The 23,605-nt window shown below is 72.7% G+C and carries 20 protein-coding genes and 1 pseudogene; 9 read left to right on the plus strand and 12 right to left on the minus strand.

Annotation, left to right across the window (positions count from 1 at the left end; genetic code table 11):
• Nucleotides 1-2 precede the first annotated feature (2 nt).
• Entirely contained in the window at nt 3-707 is a 705-nt protein-coding gene (locus OG534_RS03900) for a succinate dehydrogenase (RefSeq protein ID WP_326586658.1), read from the minus strand.
• A 72-nt stretch (nt 708-779) separates the two neighbouring features.
• On the opposite strand from OG534_RS03900, the gene OG534_RS03905 reads away from it, so the two are divergent.
• Nucleotides 780-1,658, plus strand: a complete 879-nt coding sequence (locus OG534_RS03905) for a LysR family transcriptional regulator (protein WP_326586659.1) — start codon at nt 780-782, stop codon at nt 1,656-1,658.
• A gap of 83 nt (nt 1,659-1,741) precedes the next feature.
• Here OG534_RS03905 and OG534_RS03910 read toward each other — a convergent pair whose 3' ends face one another.
• Nucleotides 1,742-2,386 (minus strand): TetR family transcriptional regulator, encoded by a 645-nt coding sequence (locus tag OG534_RS03910; protein WP_326586660.1) that lies wholly within the window; start codon nt 2,384-2,386, stop codon nt 1,742-1,744.
• A gap of 105 nt (nt 2,387-2,491) precedes the next feature.
• Between OG534_RS03910 and OG534_RS03915 the strand changes: the two genes are divergently transcribed.
• Nucleotides 2,492-3,583 (plus strand): FAD-dependent monooxygenase, encoded by a 1,092-nt coding sequence (locus OG534_RS03915; protein ID WP_326586661.1) that lies wholly within the window; start codon nt 2,492-2,494, stop codon nt 3,581-3,583.
• 134 nt (nt 3,584-3,717) lie between these two features.
• Here OG534_RS03915 and OG534_RS03920 read toward each other — a convergent pair whose 3' ends face one another.
• Together OG534_RS03920 and OG534_RS03925 are read right to left on the minus strand one after the other, a co-directional pair.
• The gene (locus OG534_RS03920) at nt 3,718-5,955 is read right to left on the minus strand and encodes a putative bifunctional diguanylate cyclase/phosphodiesterase (RefSeq protein ID WP_442807030.1); all 2,238 of its coding nucleotides are present in this window, start codon (nt 5,953-5,955) and stop codon (nt 3,718-3,720) included.
• Complete coding sequence (locus OG534_RS03925; protein ID WP_326593453.1) at nt 5,952-6,782, minus strand: SAM-dependent methyltransferase; 831 nt, start codon at nt 6,780-6,782, stop codon at nt 5,952-5,954. Before OG534_RS03925 ends, OG534_RS03920 begins: the two co-directional genes overlap by 4 nt.
• A 989-nt stretch (nt 6,783-7,771) precedes the next feature.
• On the opposite strand from OG534_RS03925, the gene OG534_RS03930 reads away from it, so the two are divergent.
• The 3 genes from OG534_RS03930 (at nt 7,772) to OG534_RS03940 (ending at nt 9,605) form a co-directional block, all read left to right on the plus strand.
• Nucleotides 7,772-7,924: a hypothetical protein gene (locus OG534_RS03930; protein ID WP_326586662.1), complete on the plus strand. Its 153-nt coding sequence runs from the start codon at nt 7,772-7,774 to the stop codon at nt 7,922-7,924.
• A 33-nt stretch (nt 7,925-7,957) separates the two neighbouring features.
• Nucleotides 7,958-8,728 (plus strand): bestrophin-like domain, encoded by a 771-nt coding sequence (locus OG534_RS03935; protein WP_326586663.1) that lies wholly within the window; start codon nt 7,958-7,960, stop codon nt 8,726-8,728.
• Between the two features lie 184 nt (nt 8,729-8,912).
• Nucleotides 8,913-9,605 (plus strand): hypothetical protein, encoded by a 693-nt coding sequence (locus OG534_RS03940; RefSeq protein ID WP_326586664.1) that lies wholly within the window; start codon nt 8,913-8,915, stop codon nt 9,603-9,605.
• A gap of 112 nt (nt 9,606-9,717) precedes the next feature.
• Here OG534_RS03940 and OG534_RS03945 read toward each other — a convergent pair whose 3' ends face one another.
• Nucleotides 9,718-10,227, minus strand: coding sequence for a hypothetical protein (locus tag OG534_RS03945; RefSeq protein ID WP_326586665.1), 510 nt, complete (start codon nt 10,225-10,227; stop codon nt 9,718-9,720).
• A gap of 376 nt (nt 10,228-10,603) precedes the next feature.
• Here OG534_RS03945 and OG534_RS03950 point away from each other — a divergent pair, with 376 nt between their 5' ends.
• Nucleotides 10,604-11,266: a class F sortase gene (locus OG534_RS03950; protein WP_326586666.1), complete on the plus strand. Its 663-nt coding sequence runs from the start codon at nt 10,604-10,606 to the stop codon at nt 11,264-11,266.
• Between the two features lie 43 nt (nt 11,267-11,309).
• Here the strand turns inward: OG534_RS03950 and OG534_RS03955 are convergent, their stop codons facing one another.
• Nucleotides 11,310-12,200, minus strand: a complete 891-nt coding sequence (locus OG534_RS03955) for a polysaccharide deacetylase family protein (RefSeq protein ID WP_326586667.1) — start codon at nt 12,198-12,200, stop codon at nt 11,310-11,312.
• A gap of 90 nt (nt 12,201-12,290) precedes the next feature.
• Complete coding sequence (lysX, locus tag OG534_RS03960) at nt 12,291-15,593, minus strand: bifunctional lysylphosphatidylglycerol synthetase/lysine--tRNA ligase LysX (protein ID WP_326586668.1); 3,303 nt, start codon at nt 15,591-15,593, stop codon at nt 12,291-12,293.
• A 68-nt stretch (nt 15,594-15,661) separates the two neighbouring features.
• Here lysX and OG534_RS03965 point away from each other — a divergent pair.
• A pseudogene (locus OG534_RS03965) lies at nt 15,662-15,796 on the plus strand (universal stress protein); the annotation flags it as partial.
• 71 nt (nt 15,797-15,867) lie between these two features.
• On the opposite strand, the gene OG534_RS03970 reads toward OG534_RS03965, so the two are convergent.
• A complete protein-coding gene (locus OG534_RS03970; RefSeq protein ID WP_326586669.1) occupies nt 15,868-17,064 on the minus strand; it encodes a CapA family protein in 1,197 nt (398 codons plus the stop codon).
• 368 nt (nt 17,065-17,432) lie between these two features.
• Here OG534_RS03970 and OG534_RS03975 point away from each other — a divergent pair, with 368 nt between their 5' ends.
• Nucleotides 17,433-18,005, plus strand: coding sequence for a sigma-70 family RNA polymerase sigma factor (locus OG534_RS03975; protein ID WP_326586670.1), 573 nt, complete (start codon nt 17,433-17,435; stop codon nt 18,003-18,005).
• 193 nt (nt 18,006-18,198) lie between these two features.
• Nucleotides 18,199-18,699, plus strand: coding sequence for a hypothetical protein (locus OG534_RS03980; RefSeq protein WP_326586671.1), 501 nt, complete (start codon nt 18,199-18,201; stop codon nt 18,697-18,699).
• 37 nt (nt 18,700-18,736) lie between these two features.
• Here OG534_RS03980 and OG534_RS03985 read toward each other — a convergent pair whose 3' ends face one another.
• From OG534_RS03985 to OG534_RS04000, 4 genes are all read right to left on the minus strand, one after another.
• A complete protein-coding gene (locus OG534_RS03985) occupies nt 18,737-19,126 on the minus strand; it encodes a hypothetical protein (RefSeq protein ID WP_326586672.1) in 390 nt (129 codons plus the stop codon).
• Between the two features lie 26 nt (nt 19,127-19,152).
• The gene (locus tag OG534_RS03990; RefSeq protein WP_326586673.1) at nt 19,153-20,013 is read right to left on the minus strand and encodes an Fpg/Nei family DNA glycosylase; all 861 of its coding nucleotides are present in this window, start codon (nt 20,011-20,013) and stop codon (nt 19,153-19,155) included.
• 135 nt (nt 20,014-20,148) lie between these two features.
• Complete coding sequence (locus OG534_RS03995) at nt 20,149-22,212, minus strand: SpoIIE family protein phosphatase (protein WP_326586674.1); 2,064 nt, start codon at nt 22,210-22,212, stop codon at nt 20,149-20,151.
• Nucleotides 22,213-22,219: 7 nt separating this feature from the next.
• Nucleotides 22,220-23,557, minus strand: a complete 1,338-nt coding sequence (locus OG534_RS04000) for a DUF6777 domain-containing protein (RefSeq protein WP_326586675.1) — start codon at nt 23,555-23,557, stop codon at nt 22,220-22,222.
• Nucleotides 23,558-23,605: the final 48 nt, after the last annotated feature.

Here is a 23,605-nt window from a genome sequence, read left to right on the forward strand (position 1 = left end):
GGTCAGTTCACCACTCCGGTCATGACGGCTACGGGGACGGCCACGAAGCCGGCGAAGAGGACGAGGGCCAGCCCGTTGGCCAGGATCTTCAGCGTCCGGTCGCGCCGGGCGCTGCCCGCACCGAGGGTCTGCGCCGCGCTCCAGAAGCCGTGGCGAACGTGCAGTCCGACGGCGGCCATCGCCACGATGTAGATCGTGTTCCCGTACCAGGTGGAGAAGGTGGCGAGGACGTTCTCGTAGGGGTGGCCGGCCCAGGCGCGCTCGTTGAGGGTGAGCGTCGTGAGGTCGAGCAGGTGCCAGACGATGAACAGGCCGAGGATGATGCCGCCCCAGCGCATGGTGCGGGTGGCGTAGCTCGCGCGGCGGCGCTTGTGGGCGTACTTCACCGGGCGGGCCTTGATGTCGCGGCGGCTGAGCTGGTACGCGGACACGGCGTGGGCGACGACCGCGACGAGCAGCACCACGCGGACGATCCACAGGGCCCACTCGTGGTGGAGGAGGGGCGCACCGAGGGTGCGCAGCCAGTGGGCGTAGCCGTTGAACTCGTCCGCCCCGAAGAAGATCTTGAGGTTGCCGAGCATGTGCGCGACGAGGTAGCCGAGCATGATCAGGCCGGAGACCGCCATGACGGTCTTCTTGCCGATGGTGGAGTCCCAGACGGCCGATGCGGCGGAGCCGCCTGTCCGAGTACGCGTTGCCAAAGCCATGGAACCGACGGTAGGGACCAAGCACCCGAAAGGTCCAAGACATGATGCCGGTCATCTTGATAGACATGACCTATGCAGCTTCAGCAGCTCCAGTACTTCGTGACTGTCGCCGAGACCCGGCACTTCACCCGGGCCGCGGAGCGGGTGCATGTGGCGCAGCCCTCGCTCTCCCAGCAGATCAAGGCACTGGAACGGGAACTGGGAGCCGAGCTCTTCAGCCGGGCACGCGGGAACATCACCCTCACCGACGCGGGCGAGACCCTGCTGCCGCTGGCCCGGCGGATCCTGGCGGACGCGGACACCGCACGGCTGGAGGTGCAGGAACTGGCGCAGCTGCGCCGCGGGCGGGTGCGCCTGGGGGCCACGCCCAGCGTGTGCACGGGCCTGCTGCCGGACGTCCTGCGGGCCTTCCACGCGGCGCACCCGGGGATCGAGCTGATGATCGAGGAGAGCGGTTCCCTCGACCTCGTACGGGAGCTCGCGCGCGGGGCTCTGGACCTCGCCCTGATCGCGATGCCCCTGCCCCCCTCGGCCCCGGCCCTGACCACGGTGGAACTGCTCACGGAAGACCTGGTGGTGGTCTCCTCGACGGAGCGCCCGGCACCCGGCGGGGGCGGCGAGCTGACCATCTCGGGGCTGCGCGACGAACCGATGGTGATGTTCCGGCACGGCTACGACCTGCGGGAGCTGACCGTGACGGCCTGCCGCGCGGAGGGCTTCGAGCCGGTCTTCACGGTGGAGGGCGGCGAGATGGACGCGGTCCTCGGCTTCGTCCGGGCGGGGCTCGGCATCGCTGTGGTCCCGGCGATGGTGGTCGACCGCGCCGGTCCCGGCCTGCGGGCGACCTCGCTGGCCGGCTCCCCGCTGCGCCGCACGATCGCCCTGGCCCACCGCACCGACGTGGCTCCCCCGCGGGCGGCCCGCGAGCTGAAGCGCATGCTGGTGGGCTGAGGCATCCGCTCGGCCGCGCCAGGGACGGCCGCGGGCGGGACGGCCAGGCCCGGGTCAGCCGGGCCCGCGCGGGCGCGGCGCAATCAGGCGCCGGGTATGGGCAACTCCCGCTCGAGGCCGCCGGCGAGCATCCCGAAGGCCAGATCGGCATCGGCCACGGCGTCCGGGTACGCCTCGTCGGCGCTCCGGCCGGCGTCGATCCGGCGCCAGTTCTCCCGGCCGAGCTCCTGGCGCACCGTCACCAGATGCAGGGCCGCCAGCCGGGACGCGAGGGACGGTACGGACTCCGCCTCGAACACGGCCGCCAGCAGCTCCACTTCGCGAGCCGTGTAGTGGGCGAGCCGGGACTCGAGGCTCGCGGTGGAGTAGAGGAGCCGCTCGAACGCCAGGACGTTCGGGTGGTCGCAGAGCCCGGTGATCGGGTCGCGTTCGGCGAGGGCCGCCAGGAAGTGCGCGTGCACCGCCCGCACCGGGCTCTGGCCGGCGGGCCGGTCGCGCACGATGCGGGCCGCTTCGTCCTGGTGGTCGGCGAAGCGGTCCAGCACCAGGTCCTCCTTGCTCGGGAAGTACCGGAACAGGGTGGGTTTGGAGACCTCCGCCGCGGCGGCGACATCGGCCACCGACACGGCATCGAAGCCTCGTTCCAGGAAGAGTTCCAGCGCCGTGGCCGCCAGGTGGCGACGCGTACGGAGCTTCTTGTTCTCGCGCAGACCCGTCGTGTTCTCCATGCACACAGCGTAGCACGAATTCTTGACCGAGTAATTTTTTTAACCGGGTTGCTTTTTTCTCGGAGAGCCGCTTTCCTTGGAACAACGACGACGAGAGGACCTCCGATGACCGGCGACATGACCGACGTACCGACCGACGTTCTGATCGCGGGCTCCGGCCCCACGGGCCTCACCCTGGCCTGCGACCTCGCCCTCCGCGGCCTCACCGTGCGGATCATCGACCAGCGCACGGAGCCGCACCGCGAATCGCGTGGCAAGGGCCTCACCCCGGAGAGCATCGCGACCTTCGGACCACTGGGCGTCGCGGAGCGCATGGCGGCCGTCGGCCGGGCGGGGGTGACCCTCCGCAAGTACTTCGACGGCGCTTGCGTGGGCGACACCACCGTCGAGGACGGTCTGGTCATCGGCCAGTGGCAGGTCGAGCGGGTGCTGCGCGAGCGGTTGTCCGAGCTGGGCGTGCACGTCGAGTACGGGGCCCGACTGGCCGGGATCGGCCAGGACGCGGAGGGAGTGAGCACCCGGCTCGCGGACGGCCGGTCCGTCCGCAGTCGCTATCTCGCCGGGTGCGACGGCGGCCGCAGCGCGTCCCGCGGGCTGCTCGGGATCCCGTTCGAGGGGAGCACGGCGCAGGAGGAGGTCATGGTGCTGGGGGACGTGAGGGCGCCGGGACTGAGCCGGGAGTTCTGGCACCAGTGGTTCACTTCCGACGGCGGTGGCGTGCTGCTGTGCCCGATACCGGGGACGGACAGCTTCCAGCTGCAGGCCTCGCGGGAGTTGGACGAGCGGGGCGAGCCGCTGCCGCCCTCGCTGGAGAGCTTCCAGAGGCTGTTCGACCGGCACGCCCGGATGCCCGGGATACGGCTGGAGGAAGCCACGTGGCTGTCGTCCTGGCGGGTCAACGTCCGTATGGCCACCCGGTTGCGGGAGGGCCGGGCGTTCCTCGCCGGGGACGCGGCGCACGTCCACCCGATAGCCGGCGGGCTCGGCATGAACACCGGGATCCAGGACGCGGTCACCCTCGGGCGGACCCTGGCCGCCGCGCTCACCGGGCCGGCCGATAAGCATGTGCTCGATGCCTACGAGGCGGAGCGCCTGCCGGTGGCGGCGGAGCTGCTGGTGGACACCGCTCAGCGGATGGAGCGCGTGCTGGCGGCGGTCCGCGAGCCCGGCATCGGGACGGAGGCGGGCCTGGGCTGACCGGCCCGGCCCTGACCCGGCCCGGACCCGCCCCGGCCCGGGTCCCGCCGCCGCGGACGCGCCCCGCGTGCGCGCGCCTTCGCCGGCGGACGGACGGACGGGCGGACGGGACGGGTCCGGGCGGCGGGCCCGGGTCAGGAGGCGGTGGGCACCGCGTCCGAGAGGGAGAGGGTGTGGATGCGGTCAGGGGCGCCGGGACGGGCGTAGTACCAGCCCTGGGCGGTGTCGCAGCCGAGGTCGCGCAGCTGGGCGGCCTGGACCCCGGTCTCCACGCCCTCGACGGTGACGGCGAGTTCCAGGCTGTGGGCCAGGGCGACGATCCCCTCCACGATCTTGACGTCGACCGGGTTGGCCGGCTGCTGCTGCATCCCCTGGGTGAAGGAGCGGTCGAGCTTCAGGACGCTGACGGGCAGGCGCCTCAGGTTGGCCAGGTTCGAGTAGCCGGTGCCGAAGTCGTCGAGTGCGATGTCCACGCCGAGGGCGGCCAGCCGGCGCAGCGGCTCCAGGAGTTCGTCGTCCGCGCCTATCAGCGCCGATTCGGTGACCTCCAGGCACAGCGCGCCCGGGGCGAGGCCGGACTTCTCCAGCACCGCCACGGTGTCGGCGACCAGGCCCGGGTGGTGCAGCTGGGTCGGCGAGAGGTTGACGTTGATCCGCAGGGCCGCGCCCCCGTGCTGGCGCTGCCAGATGCGGGCCTGGCGGACGGCCTCCTCCAGGACCCAGCGTCCGAGCGGCACGATCAGGCCGGTGCGTTCGGCGAGGGGGATGAAGCGGTCCGGGCCGAGCACCCCGTACTGCGGGTGCGACCAGCGCACCAGCGCCTCGGCCCCGTGCACGCTGCCGTCGCGCATGTGGACAAGCGGCTGGTACTCGATGAAGAACTCGCCGCGTTCCAGCGCCGCCGGCAGGGCGTTGGTCAGGCCGTGGCGGGTGATCGCTCGGGCGTCGGCCTCGGCATCGGCGAATTCGAAGCGGTTGCCGCCGGCCGCCTTGGCCCGGTACATCGTGATGTCGGCGCTGCGCAGCACCTCCGCCGGGGTGCGCTCCTTGGCCCGTCCCTCGACGATGCCGATGCTGCCCCGGACCGTCAGTTCCCGGCCCTCCAGCCGGATCGGCGTGGACAGGGCGGTGAGGATGCGGACCGCGAGGTCGGTCACCTTCTCCTCGGTGTCGGGGCCGGTGGTCAGGGCGACGAACTCGTCGCCGCCGAGCCGGGCGACCACCTCGCCGGGGCCGGTCGCGCAGCTCTGCAGCCGGTCGGCGACCTCCACCAGCAGCCGGTCCCCCGCCGAGTGGCCGAGGCTGTCGTTGACCGTCTTGAAGCCGTCGAGGTCCAGGTAGCACAGGCCGTAGCGGGCGCCGCCGGCCCCGCTGAGGGCCTTCTCCAGGCGTTCGAAGAACAGCGTCCGGTTGGGCAGGCCGGTGAGGGCGTCGTGGGTGGCCTCGTAGCGCAGGCGCAGGTTCAGCAGCCGGCGTTCGGTGGTGTCCTCCATGAGCGCCAGCTGGTACTGCGGCTTGCCCTCGGCGTCGCGCAGCAGCGACACCGTCAGGTTGGTCCACAGCACGGTGCCGTCGTGCCGGTAGTACGGCTTCTCCACCCGGTAGCTCTCGCGCTCGCCGCGCACCAGCTCGCCGTACATCCGCCAGACGTGCGGGGTGTCGTCCGGGTGGCCCCACTCGCTGACGTTGCGGCTGCGGACGTGTCCCTCCAGGCCGCCGAACATCTGCAGGAGCGTGTCGTTGACCTCCAGGACGTTCCCGTCGAGGTCGGCGATGCCGATGCCGACGGCCGCGCCCTCGAAGACCGCGCGGAAGCGCTCCTCGCTCGCGTGCAGGGCCTGCTGGGCATCGGTGCGGGCGGTCAGCGCGGAGCGGGCGATGGCCTCCTGCTCGTTGAGGGTGCGCTCGCGCAGGGCCCGGGCGTATCCCGCCGCGATGCCGTGCTGGAGCCGCGCGCAGCGGGAGCGGTACTCCTCGGTGCCCTCCACGCCGGAGCCCTCGGGTCCGTCCGGGCCGCAGTAGAGCACCAGGTACGACTCGACCACGCCGAGGGTGCCGGCCAGGGCCTCGGGGTCGGTGCAGTGCACGGCGACGAGTTCCGCCCCGACCCGCTGGGCGACGGCGGCGTCGAACGGCCGGGCCCGCAGGGCCTCGGTGAGCGTCCGGGTGAGCGGTACCAGGTGGCGTTCGAACTCGGTCCGGGTCAGCGAGGTCGCCGTGACCGGGAAGATCGCCCGGCCCCAGATCGTGGCGAAGCGGGCGATCCGGTCCTCGATGCCGCCGTTCGGGGCCGCCACGGACCCGGCGCCCGGTGCGGCTGCGGGAGCCGCGGCGGTGTGCGGCGCGCCCGCCGTCTGTGCCGGAAGTCTCACGCCTTGCGTCCCACGCCGCCGTAGCCCGAGAAGGCGTAGGGGTCCTCGGGCGTCTCGCCGTCCTGCGGGTCCTCGGACCGGTCGGGCCGCCAGTCGGGCATCGAGACCAGTCCGGGCTCCAGCAGCTCGAACCCGTCGAAAAAGCCGCGGATCTGCTCCCCGGTCCGCATGACGAGGGGGTTGCGGATGTCCCGGTAGACGCCGACGACTTCGCCCGCGACTTCCTCCGTCAGCGGGATCCCCTCGAATGAGGCGTGCGTGAGGATCAGCAGGCTGCCGGGGGCCAGCGCCTCACGCAGCTCGGCGACGGCGGCGTACGGGTCGTCCGTGTCCTCCAGGAAGTGCAGGACGGCGACGAGCAGCAGGGCGACCGGGCGGTCGAAGTCGATCAGCCGGCCGACCTCGGGGGAGGCCAGGATCTCCTTCGGCCGGCGCAGGTCGGCGGCGACGATGTCGGTGCGGTCGTCCTCGGCGAGGACGGCGTGGCTGTGGGCGACGGCCACCGGGTCGTGGTCGACGTAGACCACGCGCGCCTCCGGGCTGGCGGCCTGGGCGATCTCGTGGACATTGCCGAAGGTGGGGATGCCGGAGCCGATGTCGAGGAACTGCGTGACTCCCTCGGCGACGGCGTGCCGGACGGCGCGGCGCATGAATGCCCGGTTGGCCTGCATGATCTTGGGCAGTCCCGGCATGAATTCCATGGCACGGCGGGCCGCCTGGCGGTCGACCTCGAAATTGTGGGACCCGCCCAGGTAGTAATCGTAGATGCGGGACACGCTCGGCACCGATATGTCGATGCCTGGCGGGGCCCAGGCGGGGCGCTCCATCGGGTTCTCCAAGCGTTGTTCCTGCGGCGGTCCGTGCGAGGTCGGACTCCTGTCCGAGCCGAATGTACTGATCATTGCCCAACAGGGCGAGCAAAAGCGGAAATTGGCGATCCGTTCTTCGTCACACACCAAAGGCACCCGCCGCACCGGGCGGGCCATTGACCGTTACCGACACATCCCTTTTGAGAATTGACCGGTGGGTGATCGTACCGGCTTCACGACCGGTACGAAGGTGGCTCAAACCTCTCTGGTCACTGCTCCACCCGTTCAGGCGAACCAGGGCCGAGCCCCGCGTGCGCGAGCGGGCGCGGGCCCATGCTCCCCGGGTGAACAGAGCCTGTGCCAGGCGCCTGCTGGCGGTCCCGGTCCTGCTGTGGGCGGCCTTGTCCGTCACGCCGGCCGTGGCTGATAGCGGCGCCTCCCCGACGACCGACTCCGGCGACGGCGCGCGTGCCACAGCCGTGGTCGCGCGTGCCAACGCCGTCGTCGCGATGGCCCGCGCCGACGGCCGCCGAGGCGGCCCGCGTGGCGGACATCACGGTGGCGACCGCGGGTCCGACCGCACGTCCCACCGCACGTCCGACCGCACGTCCGACCACCGCTCCGACCACGGGAAAGGCCGTGGCGGAGGCCATGACGGGGGACACGGCGGGGGACACGGCGGGGGACACGGCGGCCATGGCGGGGGACATCACGGCCACCCGCACTGCCCACCGCCGCCACCTCCGCCGTGTCCGCCCAAGCCGACGCCGAAACCACCGCCGAAACCCACTCCGCCGCCCCCGCCGACCCCCACGCCGCCACCGCCCAAGCCCACGCCGCCCCCGAAACCCACCCCGCCCCCACCACCGCCGCCCAAGCCGGCGCCGAAGCCCGTACCGAAGCCCGTCGTGCCCGAACCGGCCCCGCCGAAACCGGCGCCCGCACCTCCGCGCGCGGCCAAGGCACCCGCACCGCCACCGCCCGCACCACCGGCGGAGCCCGCCACCGTGGTGACCCCTCCGCCGCCGAAACCAGTGGCCCGCCCGGCCTACCACGCGCCGTCCCGCAAACCGGCCGAGCACCGCATCTCCCCGGTGACCTTCACCCTGCTGACCGCGGCTCCCGCGGTGCTCGCGATCGTCGCGCTGCGCCCGCGCTAGTTCCGCCCCACCTGTAATCGATCGGAAGTCATCTTGTCGGAATGGCTCGTCCTGTCCATCGCGATGGCCGCGGCCTGTGCCGTGGTGCTGTCCATCGCCTTCTTCAATCACCGCAGGATCGGCGAGGACGACGATCCGAGCGAAACCCCGGACGTCATCGAGTACATGACGATGATGATCGGGGTGATCTACGCGATCGTGCTGGGTCTGGCGATCGCCGGCGTCTGGGAAGCCCGTGGCGCCGCCCAGGAATACGTGCGCCAGGAGGCGCAGGCCCTGCACGAGATCCGTGTCCGCTCCGAGGTCTACCCGGCCGAGGTCCGGACGAAGATCCGGTCCGACGTCGACGCGTACGTGACGTACGTGGTGGACACGGAATGGAAGGCGATGGCCGACAACGGCGTCCTCACGGACCGCGGCGGGGAACTGCTGGAACGTATCCGCCGGGACGTCACCGACTACGAGCCGCAGACCGACCACGAGGGACAGGCGTACCAGCCGCTGGTCGACCAGGTCGCCGTGGCCGACGACGCCCGCAGTGCGCGCGGCCAGAGCGCCGGGGCCACCATGCCGGGCGTGGTGTGGTTCGGGCTGATCACCGGCGCCCTGGTGACGGTGGGGCTCATCTTCACCCTGCAGATCAGGCGGTCGTTCCGGGAGATGCTGCTGGCCGGTCTGTTCAGCGCGCTGATCGCGTTCCTGCTGTTCCTGATCTGGGACTTCGACGCACCGTTCGGGCGTGGCATCGCGGCCACCGCGGAACCCTTCCTCGCGCAGTTCTCCCACCTGGACCTCGGTGGGTGAGGGCCGACCGGCAAACCGGGGACGGGCCTCCTGTCCCCGGTTCGGCCCAAGGGCATGCCCCATTCGCCCGTTCCTGATCGCGGGTCACCCTGCCCGCGCCTAGCGTGGCGGACATCGAGGCGCACGACCCCCCACGTGCGGAAACCGTTCCGCGGCTGCTCCTCGGGGATCCGGAGAACCAACCATGGGTGCGATACGTACCTCCGCCACCGCCCTGCTGAGCGCCGGCGCCACGGGCGCCGTACTCGCGCTCGGCTCCCTCGGCATGCCCGCCGCGACCGCGGCCGAGGCCCAGGTCACCTCGTTCGGCTTCACCCTCACCCCCTCGACCGTCGCACCCGGCGGCCAGGTGGTGCTCGCGGTCAGCGGCTGCAACGCCGCCTACGCCACCGCCTCCTCCGGGGTCTTCGACACCGTGAGCATCGCGCGCGGCCAGACCGTACGGGTCACCGTGGACCGGGACGCCCGGCGCGGGGCCCTGTACTCGGTCGCTTTCACCTGCAACGGGGAGACGGGCTCGGCCGACCTGACGATCGCCGGCGGCACGGCCAGACCGACCACGAGTTCCACGCGGACGGCCACCGCCCCCGCTGCCGCCACCACGGCCGCGACCCCGGCCGCCACCACGGCCGCGCCCCCGGTCTCCACCCCGGTCGCCACCTCTGTCTCCACCCCGGTCGCCACTCGGGCCGTCACTCCGGCCGCCACCGCCCCGCTGACGACCCCCGCCTCCGCCCGCGGTGTCCGCGGCGGTCTGGGCGGCAGCGTGGCCGGCATGGACCCGCTGGAACTCGGCGCGGGCGTCGGCCTCTTCCTCACCGCCGCGGCCGGTACCGCGTACGCACTGCGCCGCCGTGCTTCCGACCGCGGTCACTGAACCGGCCCACCCGCCGGACGTCCCCCGCCACCGCCGGACGCCCCGGCCCCTGGCCAGGGGACTCGGGGCGACCGTCGGTGGCGGGGGATCCCTGACCGGGGAGGTCGGCCGGTCAGGTCCGACCGCGGAGCGGGCGGCGACGGCGCATCACGTGTGCGCCCGCGCCGAGGGCCGCGGCGCCGACGAGGCCCGCGCCGATGGCGGTCTCGGCGGTGGACGGGCCGAAGGATCCGCCGATGCCGCCCTGCGAGGGGTTGCCCTCCAGGATCCTGAAGCGGGCCGTGGCGACGAGGCTGCTGTCGTTGCACTTGACCGACAGCGTGTGGGTGCCCGGCGAGGCGTGGTTGAAGACCCGGACGGTGGCGAAGCCGATCGACCCGGCGGACAGGTTGGCCGGCGGAAAGTTGCCGTGCGAGGTGACGGTACCGCCGTGTCCGCAGCCCGACGCGCTCACCTGCATCGTGGATCCCTGGTGCACGGCGTACGGGTTGACCGAGATGTTGCTGGGACCCCCGTTCCCACCCTGGCCCCCGGGGTTCTGGTTCGCCGAGGCGATCGGGACACTGAGGCCGATCGCGGCGCAGGCTGCTGCCGTCACGGTAAGAGCGCGCAAGACACGCATGATGGAACCTCCAGCGGGAAGCGCCCCGGAGCGTCGGCCCCGGATGATCGACGAGAACGCCTCCCACGTCGAACCCTCGGGTCGTCCCGCAAGCTCCGCATTTCCGGCTTTGGGCCGCCCGGTTGAGCGACACGCCGAAGCGCGGACGGCGCGGCTGACGGATCCGCAGGTCACGACCCGTCAGGCATTTATGTGACGATTACCTGGATGGGCGCACCCCTTCCGGCCCCCTCGGCCCCCCTTGCGCACCGCGGCCACCCGTTCGCCCTCCCCCTCTCGCCGTCCTGCCGACTCGGCCTTAGCGTGCGTGAAGTAGGGCGTACATGGGGTGGGACAGGAACGCGGGTCGGGACCCCCGCGTCGGGAAGGGAGAACGATGGGCGAGGACGAGACCGGGCAGTCACGCAAACGCTCACCGTGGGGCGTGCTCGCCCTGGTCATGCTCAGCGGCCTCGCCATGGTGCGCAACGGTGTGGAGGCCGACGACGGACCGCCCCAGCCCACCGCCGCCTCGGCCGTGGCGGTGACGGCCGATCAGCTGCCGGCGAACCCGCCGATGGCCCCGGCCGGCATGGAGGCGCTGGAGCACTCGTCGGTGCAGCGCATCCGGATTCCCACGATCAACGTGGACGCGCCGGTGATGACGGTCGGGCTGGACGAGGAGGGCTGGATCGAGGCGCCGCCCCCGCAGGACCGCAACCTGGCCGGCTGGTACCTCAACGGCATCTCCCCCGGCCAGCGGGGCTCGGCGGTGATCGTGGGTCACGTGGACAACGCCCAGGGCCCGACGGTCTTCTACGGCCTGGGCTCGGTCAAGCCGGGCAGCCAGGTCGAGGTCGAGCGGTACGACGGGCGCACGGCGGTGTTCGAGGTGTACGGCGTGGAGGTGTTCTCCAAGGAGGCGTTCCCCGGAGCCCGGGTGTACGGGGACACCGGGCACCCGGAGCTCCGGGTGATCACGTGCGGCGGCGGATACTCCAAGGGCCGGGGCTACGACGGCAACGTGGTCGTCTTCGCCCGCATGGTGGCGACCCGCTGAACCGGGGCCGGGCCGGTGTCCGGCGCGTCCGCCGGGACCGGGTTCAGCGGCGCGGCGGCGTCGGGAAGGCCGGGAGGGTCATCCGGTAGCCCCGGGCGAGGAGTTGCGGCAGGTAGGAGGAGATCGCCTGGACGCTCTGCGTGCGGTTTCCGCCCGCGTCGTGGGACAGCACGATCGCCCCGGGGCCGGCGCCGCCCAGGACCCGGGAGACGATCGTGGCGGCCCCGGCCTCCTGCCAGTCCAGGGTGTCCACGGTCCAGGCGAGCGGCTCCATGCCCAGCTCGGCCCCGATCTCGAAGGCGGCCCGGTTCCACGCCCCGTACGGCGCCCTGAACCACAACGGCGCCTCGCCGAGCGCCTTTTGTACGACCTCGCTCGTACGGCCGATCTCGGAGGCCAGGGCGGGCCGGCTGAGCTTGGGGATGAGCGGGTGGGTCCAGGTGTGGTTGCCGATGACGTGTCCCTCGGCGGCCATCCGGCGCATCAGGTCCCGGTTCTCCACGGCCATCTCCCCGCAGACGAAGAACATGGCGCGTACGTCGTACCGGGCGAGGGTGTCGAGGATGCCCGGGGTGTAGCGGGGGTCGGGCCCGTCGTCGAAGGTGAGCACCATGGCGCTCGCCGTGGCCTCGTCGGCCGGGAGCTCCAGGATCGGCCGGGTCCGGACGGCCGGCTTGACGGCGGCCGGCCGGGCGGGGGCCTCCGATGTCATGGGGCGCAGCCGGTAGGACTTCTCGGACAGCCGCTGGGCGGACATCCCCGGCGCTCCCGCCGCGGGGTTCGGTCCCGGCCCGGCCGCGGGTCCGCCCGCCCCCGGCGCGGCGGGCATGCCGCCCTCACTGCCCGAGGTGATCAGTCCGGCGGCTGCGACTCCGAGGAGGACAGCGGTACGCAGGACCGCCCGCCGCCCTACTGTCGGCTCGTCATTTTTCATTCTTACTACGTATCAACGACACCGCCACAGATGTCGAGAGGCACGGACGCACCCCGTTCCCGTCACCCGCTCGGCCCAGCCCTCCCTTGGTCAGCCGCGGCGCACCAGGGGGAACGGGAGCGTCTCTCGGATCGTCAGGCCCGTGAGGAACATGACGAGGCGGTCCACGCCGATGCCCAGGCCGCCCGTCGGCGGCATCGCGTACTCCAGGGCGTCCAGGAAGTCGTTGTCGAGTTCCATGGCCTCCGGGTCGCCGCCCGCCGCGAGCAGGGACTGGGCGGTGAGGCGGCGGCGCTGTTCCACCGGGTCGGTGAGCTCCGAGTAGGCGGTGCCCAGTTCGGTGCCGAAGGCGACCAGGTCCCAGCGCTCGGCGAGCCTCGGGTCCACGCGGTGCTGGCGGGTGAGCGGGGAGACGTCGGTGGGGAAGTCCTTGTAGAAGGTGGGGAGCTTGGTCCGCTCCTCCACCAGCCGCTCGTACATCTCCAGGACCACGTCGCCCCGGGTGTCCTCGGGGGCGTGAGGGACGCCCGCCCGGTCGCACAGCCTGCGCAGCACGTGCTCCTCGGTGTCCGCGTCGACCTCCTCGCCGAGGGCCTCGCCGATCGCCCCGTACATGGTCTTGACCGGCCAGGTCCCGGAGATGTCGTGGACCACGAGCTTCCCGTCCGGTCCGGCCTTGTGGGCGATGGGCGAGCCGAAGGCGGCGGTGGCGGCGCCCTGGATCAGTTCGCGCGTGAGGTCGAGCATCACGTCGTAGTCGGCGAAGGCCTGGTAGGCCTCCAGCATCGTGAACTCGGGGTTGTGCTTGTAGGAGACGCCTTCGTTGCGGAAGGTGCGGCCCATCTCGAAGACCTTCTCCATGCCGCCGACGCAGAGCCGTTTGAGGTACAGCTCGGGCGCGATCCGCAGGTACAGGTCGAGGTCGTAGGCGTTGATGTGCGTGCGGAAGGGACGGGCGTTGGCGCCGCCGTGGATCTGCTGGAGCATCGGGGTCTCGACCTCCAGGTAGCCGCGGTCGAGCAGTCCCTGGCGCAGGGCCTGGACGGCGCTGGAGCGGGCCCGTACGACGTCCCGCGCCTCGGGGCTCGCGACGAGGTCGAGGTAGCGGCGCCGGACCCTGGCCTCCGGGTCGGCGAGGCCCTTGCGCTTGTCGGGGAGGGGGCGCAGGCACTTGCCGGTGAGCTGCCAGGACCGGACCACGAGGGACAGTTCGCCGGCCTTGCTGGCCCCGACCTCGCCGCTCACGAGCACGTGGTCGCCGAAGTCGACCTGGGAGGTGAAGGAGTCCAGTACCCCGGCCCCGGCCTCGTCGCGGGTGAGCATCAGCTGTATGTCGCCGGACCAGTCGCGCAGGACGGCGAAGACCACGCCGCCGAGGTCGCGCACGATCATCACGCGTCCGGCGAGGGTGGCCTGTTCGCCGGTCCGGGCACCGGGCGGGTGGCTTGGGTGCTCGGCCTTCAGCAGGGCGACCGTGTGGGTGCGCTGGGCGATGCCCACCGGGTAGGGGTCGGTGCCGGACGCCCGGATGCGCTCCAGCTTGGCGTGACGGACGCGGACCTGCTCGGGCAGCCGTTCGACCGGGACTCCCGCGCCCTCCTGCTCGACGGCGTCCAGGCCCAGCGCGTCGATGGGGGGCAGCCCCTCGGTGGTGACGGGGGCGGTGAGGCCCTTGGGGTGGCCGTTGCCCCACAGGGTGCGCAGGCTGGGTACGGAGACGAAGCCCTCGGCGATGCCGGAGGCGAGGCTGACCCGGGCGAGCGAGCCGGCGTCCTGGTAGCAGAGGAACCGCGGGTACCACTCGGGGCCGTACTTGACGTTCGAGCGGTACAGCGCCTCCAGCTGCCACCAGCGGGAGAAGAAGAGCAGCAGCTTGCGCCACAGCTTGAGGACGGGTCCGGCGCCGATCCGGCCGCCCTCCTCGAAGGCGGAGCGGAAGACGGCGAAGTTGAGGGAGATCCTGCGCACGCCGAGGCCGGGGGCCGCGGCGCACAGCTCGGCGACCATGAACTCCATGACCCCGTTGGGGGCCGTGCGGTCGCGGCGCATCAGGTCGAGGGAGATGCCGTCCTTGCCCCAGGGGACGAAGGAGAGCAGGGCGATCAGCTCGCCCTGGCCGTCGAAGGCCTCGACCAGCAGGCAGTCCCCGTCGGCGCGGTCGCCGAGCCGGTCCAGGGCCATGGAGAAGCCGCGCTCGGTCTCGGTGTCCCGCCAGCGGTCGGCCCGGTCGACGATGGTCTGCATCTCGTCCTCGGAGAGGGCCGAGTGGCGGCGGATGAGGGTGGTGGCGCCGGTCCGGCGGACCCGGTTGACGGCCTGGCGGGTGACGCGCATCTCGCGGCCGTCGAGGTCGAAGTGGGCGACGTGCAGGATGGCCTCGTCGCCGAGCTGGAGCGCGCTCAGTCCGGAACGGGCGTAGGCGGTGGCGCCGTCCTCGGAGGCGCCCATGACGGCGGGCGCCCAGCCGTAGCGGCGGGCCACGACCAGCCAGGCGTCGATGGCGGGGGTCCAGGCGGCGGGGTCGCCCACCGGGTCGCCGCTGGCGAGGCAGACGCCGGCCTCGACGCGGTAGGTGACGGCGCCCTTGCCGTTGGGGGCGAAGACGACGGCCTTGTCGCGGCGGGTGGCGAAGTAGCCGAGGGAGTCGTTGCGCCCGTAGGCGCCGAGAAGGGCGCGGATGCGGGGCTCCTCGTCCCCGTGCAGGGCGGCGGTCAGGCGCTGGGAGCGGAAGAGGGTCATGGCGGCGTTCAGCAGGGCGAGGGCGCCGAACAGGCCGAGCAGGAAGGACAGCGGGCGGGGCGGGCGGCCGTCGAACTGCCGGGCCGAGAAGAGGCCGCCGAAGACCTCCTTGGCCGCCCAGTCCAGCCACTGGCCCCTGGGCAGGGTGCCGGGGAAGAGGGCGACGAGCCCCCAGCCCACGAGGACGGCGGCGAGCAGGCCGAGGCCGAGCACGATCAGGGCGTGCCACAGGGCCCCGGGCCGGGAGGCGGCGTAGAACTCGTTGCGGGCGGCGATCAGCACGGCCGTGGCGGCGACGGCGATGGCCATGGAGGGGACGCCGATCCAGTAGTCGCCGACGGCCATGTCCAGCACGTCGTCGACCATGAGCAGGCCCAAATAGGTGATGACGATCCACCAGGCGACCTTCTTGCGGGTGCCGAGGGCCGCGGCGAGCAGGAAGAGGAAGACCGCGTAGGCGAGGTTCGCGCTGACCGGGACGACGATCAGGTCGAGGAACCGCACGACGTGCCGCAGGAGGCGCCGCAGCGTCGGGGAGAGCGAGAGGAGCGCGCACAGCAGGCCGAGCGCTCCGAAGAACGCGCCGAATCCGTCGGGCACCCGGTTCAGGAAGCGGTTCCGGGTCCCGCGCGTCTGCTCCACGGTGGCACTCATGGTTCGCACTGTAGGGAGGGCAGCGCCGGTGCGCGCGCCGAGCCGGACGGGGGCATCGCCTGCCCTCGGTGGGCGCGGCGCAGGAGCTGATGGCGGACGCGGTGGGGGGCGGCGCCTCCGAGCGGGCGGGCCACCGCATCGTGGGCTCGGCGGCGATCCGCCTGGTCAGGGCGGGTCGCCGGCGGCCCGTCACGGTGGTTCCCCGGGGAGTGTCCGGCCGATCGGGCCGGACCCGCGCGGCCCGGCACGATCCGACGGACACGCCCCCGGGCCGCTACTTGGCCATCGTCAGTCCGTCCTTGGCGGCGCCGCGGCTGAGGACCGCCTCGCTGATGTCGTCCCGTGCGCTCTCGTAGTCGTCCCGGCCGGGGTCCTTGGCGAGGGCGTCGGGGAGGTGGACCACCCGGCCGATGGACAGGTCCATCATCTGCGGCACGAACTCGGCCTTGGTGACCTGCCAGCGCTGTCCGGCGGCGGCCGGCGGGGCGAAGGTGAAGCGGCCGATCGAGCCGTAGTTGCCCCGCAGGTCGCGTGCGCCCGTGTAGTTGAACATCTCGCCCGCGACCTGGTCGCCCATGCCGTAGACGATCCAGGTCCCGTTGACCTTCTCGTAGGGCTGCGGGATGTGCGCGTGCGTGCCGAGGATCAGGTCGATGTCGGGCCGGCCCGCGGTCTGCGAGGCGGTCAGCGCCTTGCCCAGCGACAGCTGCGTCTCGTCCGGCTCGGTCTGCCACTCCGTGCCCCAGTGCACGCTGACCAGCACCACGTCCGCGCCCGCGGTACGGGCCGCCCGCGCATCCGCGATGATCTTGTCCTGCTTCATCAGGTTGACCGCCCACGGCTGGCCCTCGGGCAGCGGGTAGCCGTTGGTGTCGTAGGTGTAGGCGAGGTGCGCCACCTTGGCGGAGCCCGCCGTGTACGTGGTCACCGTGGCCGCCTCGGCCGCCGTACGGGCCGAGCCGGCGTGCTTCAGGCCGACCTTGTCGAAGCGGTCCAGCGTACGGCGCAGTCCCGCGCTCCCGTCGTCGAGCGTGTGGTTCGAGGCCGTGGAGCAGCCGTCGTACCCGGCGTCCTTCAGCCCGTCGGCGACGTCCGGCGGGGACTTGAAGGCGGGGTAGCCGGAGAACGGACCGCCCTCCTCCCCGTAGATGGTCTCCATGTGGCAGAGGGCCAGGTCGGCCGCCGAGACCACGGGCTTGACCCCGGAGAACATCGGCCTGAAGTCGTAGCCGTCGCCCTCCGCGTCGTTCGCCGCCCGCTGGATGACGGAGGTGTGCGGCAGTACGTCGCCGCTCGCGACCAGGGTGAAGCCCTTGGCGGCGGGGGATCCGGCGACGCCGGAGGGAGCCGGTCCGCCGGATTCCCCGAGGCGGGCCGGTGCGGAGCCGCCGCTGCCCGAGCATCCGGCGGCGGCGGACAACAGGAGGGCCGACAGGAGGGCGACCGCCCGCGGCCGGGTTCGCTTGCTCATCTGCCCAGCTCCCTCATTGGCGTGACTAGTACGACCATCTGATATCTGATCACCTGCAATCCATACACCTGGACGCTTCAAGTCAAGGAACGGATCCGCCTGCCGGACACACGCCCACCCCAACGGCGGACACGGGCCGCCCCGCCGGCCGCCGCCCGGCTGCTCCGCCGACCGCCCCGGGCCACCGCGCCGGCCGCTCCCCCCGCACCGCTCTCCGCGCCGCTCCCCCTGCCGTTCGCCGCGCCGTTCGACCGTTCACCGCCCGGCACGGCCGCCCGGCGGACGACCCGGGTGCTTGGGCGCAACACCGGGGCCTGACGGTTCCCGGGTGGCTCCGTGCAGGTCAGGGTGGACGTGTCGCCTCCCCCATGGCCCCCCACCCACCCCGGAAGGAGCCACACGTGCCCCTCTCCCCCACCCTCCCGCGCACGGACCCCGAGGCGCTGGCCGAACTCCAGCGCGACCACGGGCGGGCCCTGTTCGGTTTTCTGCTCGGCCTCACGGCCGGGGACGCCCAGCGCGCGGAGGACCTCGTACAGGAGACCCTCGTACGGGTCTGGCAGCACCCGGAAGCCCTGGAGAGCGGGCACGACTCCATGCGGCCCTGGCTGTTCACGGTGGCCCGGCGGCTCGCGATCGACGCCCGGCGGGCCCGGCTGTCACGGCCGCTGGAGGTGGACCCGGAGGGACTGGAGCAGGCGCCCGAACCCGAGGACGCGGTGGCCGGCTCGGTCACGGCGATCGACGTCCGGCGGGCCGTGGGGTGCCTGGGCCCGGAGCACCGCGAGGTGCTGATGCAGGTCTACTTCCGGGACCGGTCGGTGGCCGAGGCCGCCGCCGAGCTCGGCATCCCCGCCGGCACCGTCAAGTCCCGTACGTACTATGCCCTTCGGGCCCTGAAAAAGGGCCTCCAGGGGTACGGGTACGGTCTCGGCGCCTGAGCCCGCGGCACGGGGAAGGGGTCGGGGAGCGCCGCGAACGGACGCTAACCGGACATAAAACGCATCGAATTCGACATCAGACCGTCCAAGTTGAGTAAACCTCCCCCACTCCGTGAGCCGCTCGGTGAAGGCTCGGGGCTGACGACGGGACGCTCGACGCGCGGGAGAAGGTGGAACGGTGCAGCCCGAGGGTATGAACGGCACCAGTGACGGCGGGCTCGCGGTGCCCATGGCTTGGCTCTACGCCGAGTACATCGCAGACGAACTGCTGCGCACGGGCCGGCTGATCCCGGTCAGCACCCTGGAGTTCCGGGCCGGACGGGACACGCTCGCCCTGACGATCTACCTCTCGGACGCCGCCGGCGAGCTCTCCGGGATCCGGGTGGTCTCGCAGCTCGACGAGTGGATGTCCCTGACGGCGTACGGGCATCCCTGGCGCGACTGGGTGGACACCCGGTTCCTCGCGCTGGGCGAGGAGGCCCGCGAGCGCGGCCGCGGCGAGGAGCCCGACCTGGAACTGGCCCGGGCGGCGTGGCGCTGGCTGGACCGCACCGAGCTGTTCGCCACCAACCTCGACCCCGGGCGCCACGGCCACGACGACACCCCGACGGGCCTGGACGAGAACGCACGGGTGTGGACCCCGGCCTGGCAACTCGGCCTGCCCCTGGGCCACTTGGCGATGCACCTGTTCTAGGCGGTTCGCCCCGGGAGAACCTGGCCCGAGGGCCTGCCTACGGGGACCGCTCGGCCGGATCCATCACCAGGCCGGTGAAATCCGCCTCGTTGCGCTCCGCCCGGGTGACGTACCACCGGGCGATGAGCCACATCACCGGATACACCAGCAGACCGAGCACCACCCAGACCAGCGGCCCCGCCGTGGCGTGCGGCAGCGCGAACACCAGCGGCAGCGTCCCGACCAGCAGGACGAGTGCGGCCAGCGCCCCGAGGCCGGCGCGCAGCTGGCTGCGCATGAGGGCCCGTACGTAGGTGGCCCCGAGGGTGGTCTGTTCGGAGATCTCCGAGCGGGCGGGAGTGTGCGCGGGCGCCCGGCGGCGGGCGCCCCGGGGCACCCCGGTGACGATCTCGCGCCGGGGCGGCGACGGCTGCTGCTCCTCGGCCATGGTGCCGGAGTCTACGCAGCGTCCGGCTATTTGAGGAGGCGCGAGAGCCGCCGGTCGGCGAGCGGCTTCCCGCCGGTCTGGCAGGTGGGGCAGTACTCCAGCGAGGAGTCGGCGAAGGACACCGAGCGGACGGTGTCCCCGCACACGGGGCACGGCTCCCCGGCCCGGCCGTGCACCCGCAGGCCGCTCTTCTTCTCGGCCTTGAGCTGTCCGGCGGCCACCCCGTGGGCCCGGCCGACGGCTTCGCGCAGGGTGTCCCGGACGGCCTCGTAGAGCCGGGTGAGCTGTTCCTCGTCGAAGGACGCGGCGAGCTTGAACGGTGAGACGCGGGCCGCGTGCAGGATCTCGTCGCTGTAGGCGTTGCCGATGCCCGCGATGACGCTCTGGTCGCGCAGGACGCCCTTGATCTGGCGCTTCTCCCCCGCGAGCAGCGCGGCGAAGGCATCCCGGTCGAAGCCCTCGGCGAGCGGGTCGGGGCCGAGGCGGGCGATGCCGGGCACCTCCTGCGGGTCGTGGACCACGTACACGGCGAGGCGCTTCTGGGTCCCGGCCTCGGTGAGGTCGAAGCCGCCCCCGCCCTCGAGGACGACGCGCAGCGCGAGCGGCCCCTTACCGGGGCGCGGCGGCTGTGCGGGCAGGGAGTCCTGCCAGCGCAGCCAGCCGGCCCGGGCCAGGTGGGTGACGAGGTGGAGCTCGCCGATCCGCAGGGACAGGAACTTGCCGTACCGGTCGGTGGTCCCGGCCGGCTGTCCTTCGAGGGCGGTCAGCGGCGGGTCGTACGTCTTGAGCACGCTCACCGCGAGCGGGAGGACGCGCTCGACCACCCGCCCGGTGAGGTGCTCGTCGAGGTACTCCCGCAGGGCCTCGACCTCGGGCAGTTCCGGCATGGTCCCAGCCTGCCGCCGCCTCAGGCGAACCGCGAGCCGGGCACCGGGCCGGGCGATGCGGTTCCCCGGGAAGCCGGGCGGAGGCCGGGATGCTGGGCAACGGCGCATCCGCCCGGCCCGGCAGGGCCGCCGCGCCTACCCCATGACGAACTCGCACCACACGCACTTGCCGCCGCCCCGCGGCTCCACGCCCCACACGTCCGCCAGCCGGTCGATCAGCATCAGGCCCCTCCCCGAGACCCCCGCCTCCCCCGCCTCGCGCCGTCGCGGCAGCGCGCTGGAGCGGTCCTCCACCTCGACCCGCAGCCTGCGCTGATGGCCCGCGAGGACCCGCAGGGTGACGATGGCGGGGCCGTCCGTGTGCATCAGGGCGTTCACGATCAGCTCGTCCGCGACCAGTTCGATCTCGTCGGCCCGTTCCCGCGCGCCCCACGCGCGCACCGCCGCCCCGATCATGTGGCGGGCCGCCACCAGGGCCTCCGGGTCGCCCGGTGCCACGTGCTGCTGCAGGCGGCCGCCGCCCCGGGGGGCGGCCACCACCCGGCGGCGCAGCAGGAGCAGCGCCATGTCGTCGTCGCCGCCCCGTTCGTCGACGATCTCGCACAGCCGGTCCGCCAGGTGCTGCAGGTCCGCCGGTCCGCTGCGGATGTGGGAGGTCAGCAGGTGGATCCCGTCGTCGAGATCGGCTCCGGGCTGTTCCACCAGGCCGTCGGTGCACAGCAGGAGCGTTTCTCCCGGGTCCAGTTCCACCGTGGTCACCGGGTACTCCAGACGCCCGAACTCAGCCGAGAGTCCGAGCGGCATCCCGCCGGCCACCGGGAGCCGGTGGCAGTCCCCGTCCCGGGTGCGCAACAGCGGGTCGATGTGGCCGGCCCGGACCAGTTGGAGGACGCCCGTCGAGAGGTCGGCCTCCACGTAGGTGCACGTCGCGAAGCGTTCGGTGTCCAGCTCGTGCAGGAAGACGGAGGCGCGGGCCATGACCGTGCCGGGCGAGTGCCCTTCGGCGGCGTACGCGCGCAGCACGATCCGCAGCTGGCCCATGACCGCCGCCGCGTGCGTGTCGTGGCCCTGGACGTCGCCGATGACGGCGCCGACCCGGCCGCCCGGCAGCGGGATGACGTCGTACCAGTCGCCGCCGATGTCCTGGCCCATCCGGGCGGATCGGTACCGTACGGCGATCTCCCCGCCGGGCACCTCGGGGATCCGCCGCGGCAGCATGGCCTGCTGCAGGCCCTCGGCCAGGTCGTGCTCCTGCTCCAGGAGCATGGCGCGCTGGAGGCTCTGCGCGATGCTGCTGCCGAGCGCGACGAGCAGGTTGCGCTCCTCCTGGGTGAAGCCGTCCTTGTCCTGGTAGAGCAGGCCGATCGCGCCGATCGGGCGGGCCTGGGCGATGAGCGGCAGATAGGCGGCCGCCGAGATCCGCATGTACGAGATCTTCGTCCAGAGCGCGGGATAGTCCTCGGCGAACTCTTGCGCCGAGTCGAGGAAGCGCGGCTGGAGCGAGCGGACGACCTCGCTCATCGGGTACTGCTCGTCGATGCGGGTGTAGCGGGTGCCGGGGACGAAACTGCCGTCCGGCCCTTCGGCCACGAGGTGGATCCGGCCGGCTTCGACGAGGCCCATCACCATGCCCATCGAGCCGAGCCGCTCCAGGCCGTGGGCGTCGCCGAGCGCGTCGATGACGTCCTGCACGGTGCGGGCGTGCGCGAGCGCCGCCGTGGTGCTCTCGACCACCGACGTCTGGCGGCGCCGTTCCTCGTCGAGGCCGAGCCGTTCCGCCGAGTGGCTGAGCTCCTCGGTCGCGTCCCGGACGATGCCGATGATCCGGTACGGGCGCCCGTCCGGGCCGCGCAGGACGCGGCCCTGGGTGTGCGTCCAGCGCAGCCGCCCGTCGCGGCAGCGGATGCGGAAGTAGGCGCCGTAGCTGTCCACCCCGCTCTTGAGGGCGGAGGAGACGAGGGCGTCGAGCCGGGCCGCCTCGGCGGGCGGGACGCGCGGGGCGAGGGACTCGGGCCGGCCGTCGTAGTCCTCGGGGGGCGTGTCGAAGACGTCGAGGGCCGCTTCGTCCATGTGCATGAGACCGGCGACGAGGTCCCAGTCGAAACTGCCCATGCGGTTGAGCGAGAGCGACCGGTCCGGGTGTGCGGGCCAGTCGTCCGGCAGCGATACGGTGGTCGGCACCGATCCACCATGACACACGGGCCGGTCAGGCGCTCTCCAGCGGGTAGCCCTCGTCCGAGGGCTGCGGCTGCAGGTCGGGGTCGGCGTACGGGTCGGCGTACGGGTCGTGGGGATCGCTCGGCTGGACGGTCGATCCGTCGGGGTCCAGAGGGAACTCCTGGTCGCCCGGATCCTGCGTCGTCAGGTCGGACGGGATGTCCGAGGGGACGTCGTACGGGGTGTCGGAGAGGTCGTCGGAGGGCAGGTCGGAGGGCAGGTCGGAGAGCTCGCCCGAAACGTCCGGGGGGATCTCGGACTGCGGCTGCTGCGGCCGGGTGGCCGGGTCCGAGGGCACGCCCGGGCTCGGCAGCCTGTTCTCGCCCGGTGCGCTCTGCGAGGCGGGCGGATTCGTCGGGCAGTCGGTCGCCCCGCTCCCCGGCGCGCTCGGGCCGCCGTCGGGCGCGGCGGACGGCGAGGTGGGCGGCAGGCTGCGGTCCCGGCCGTTCTCGTCCGGGCGCCGGCACGGGTCGGCGGACGCGGCCCCGGGCGGGGTGACGGGTCCGTTGGGGATGCCGTTCGCCGGGTCGTACGGGGGCACCACCTGCGGGGCCCGGTCCTGGGCGCCGTCGTCGCCCCGCTTGCGCTCGATCCAGGTGTTGTCGGCGATGTTGACGATCACCAGGTTGTTGATCACATGGGTGGTGGGTTCGATGACGACGACCTGGTTGGGCTGGTAGCCGCTCCAGGGGTCGCCCTTGTGCACCGGGGAGCCCTTGGGGGCGCGCGGTGAGGCCAGCGGGTTTCCGCAGCCGCAGCGGACCCGGGGCATCCCGTGGTCGTCGACGAGGACGGCCGTACCGGCCTGCAGGACGGACTGGAAGCTGTCGGCGCGGCCGTCCCGGAAGCCGTGGTTGGTGACCCGGGTGTCGGCGCGCAGGACGACGGGCGTGAGGCCGCGCAGGTAGTCGGGGAGGGTGGCCTGTTCGATGTCCGAGGCCTGGGCGAAGGCGCGGGCCTTGGCGTTGTCGGCGGTCAGGAAGCGGACCTGCTGTTCGACGTCGCAGCTGCCGAGCCGCTGGGTGCCGCCGTACAGGCCGGGGGTGGCCGCGTTGACGGTGCGGATGCCCTGTCCCGTCGGGTTGGGCAGCGGGGGCTGTACGGGGGCCGACTCGGCGGTGGCCGAGGAGGCGGTGAAGGGGTCGCGGCCTGCGGCGGCCACGGGCTGGAGGTGGACCTCCTGGCTCTCGGATCCGGGCGCGCCCTTCGGCTCGTCCGAACCGCCGCACGCCGCGGCGAACAGCCCGAGGAGGGCGAAGAGGGCGGCGCCGGCCGGTCGGTGACGGCGCGACGCCTGACGAGGTGTCGGAAGTGACGGTGCGTGCACGTGAATCTCCCTTTTCGCCCCGGTTGCTTCCTCTTGTCTGCCGCATCC

The organism is Streptomyces sp. NBC_01294 (assembly GCF_035917235.1).
Taxonomy (GTDB): domain Bacteria; phylum Actinomycetota; class Actinomycetes; order Streptomycetales; family Streptomycetaceae; genus Streptomyces; species Streptomyces caledonius.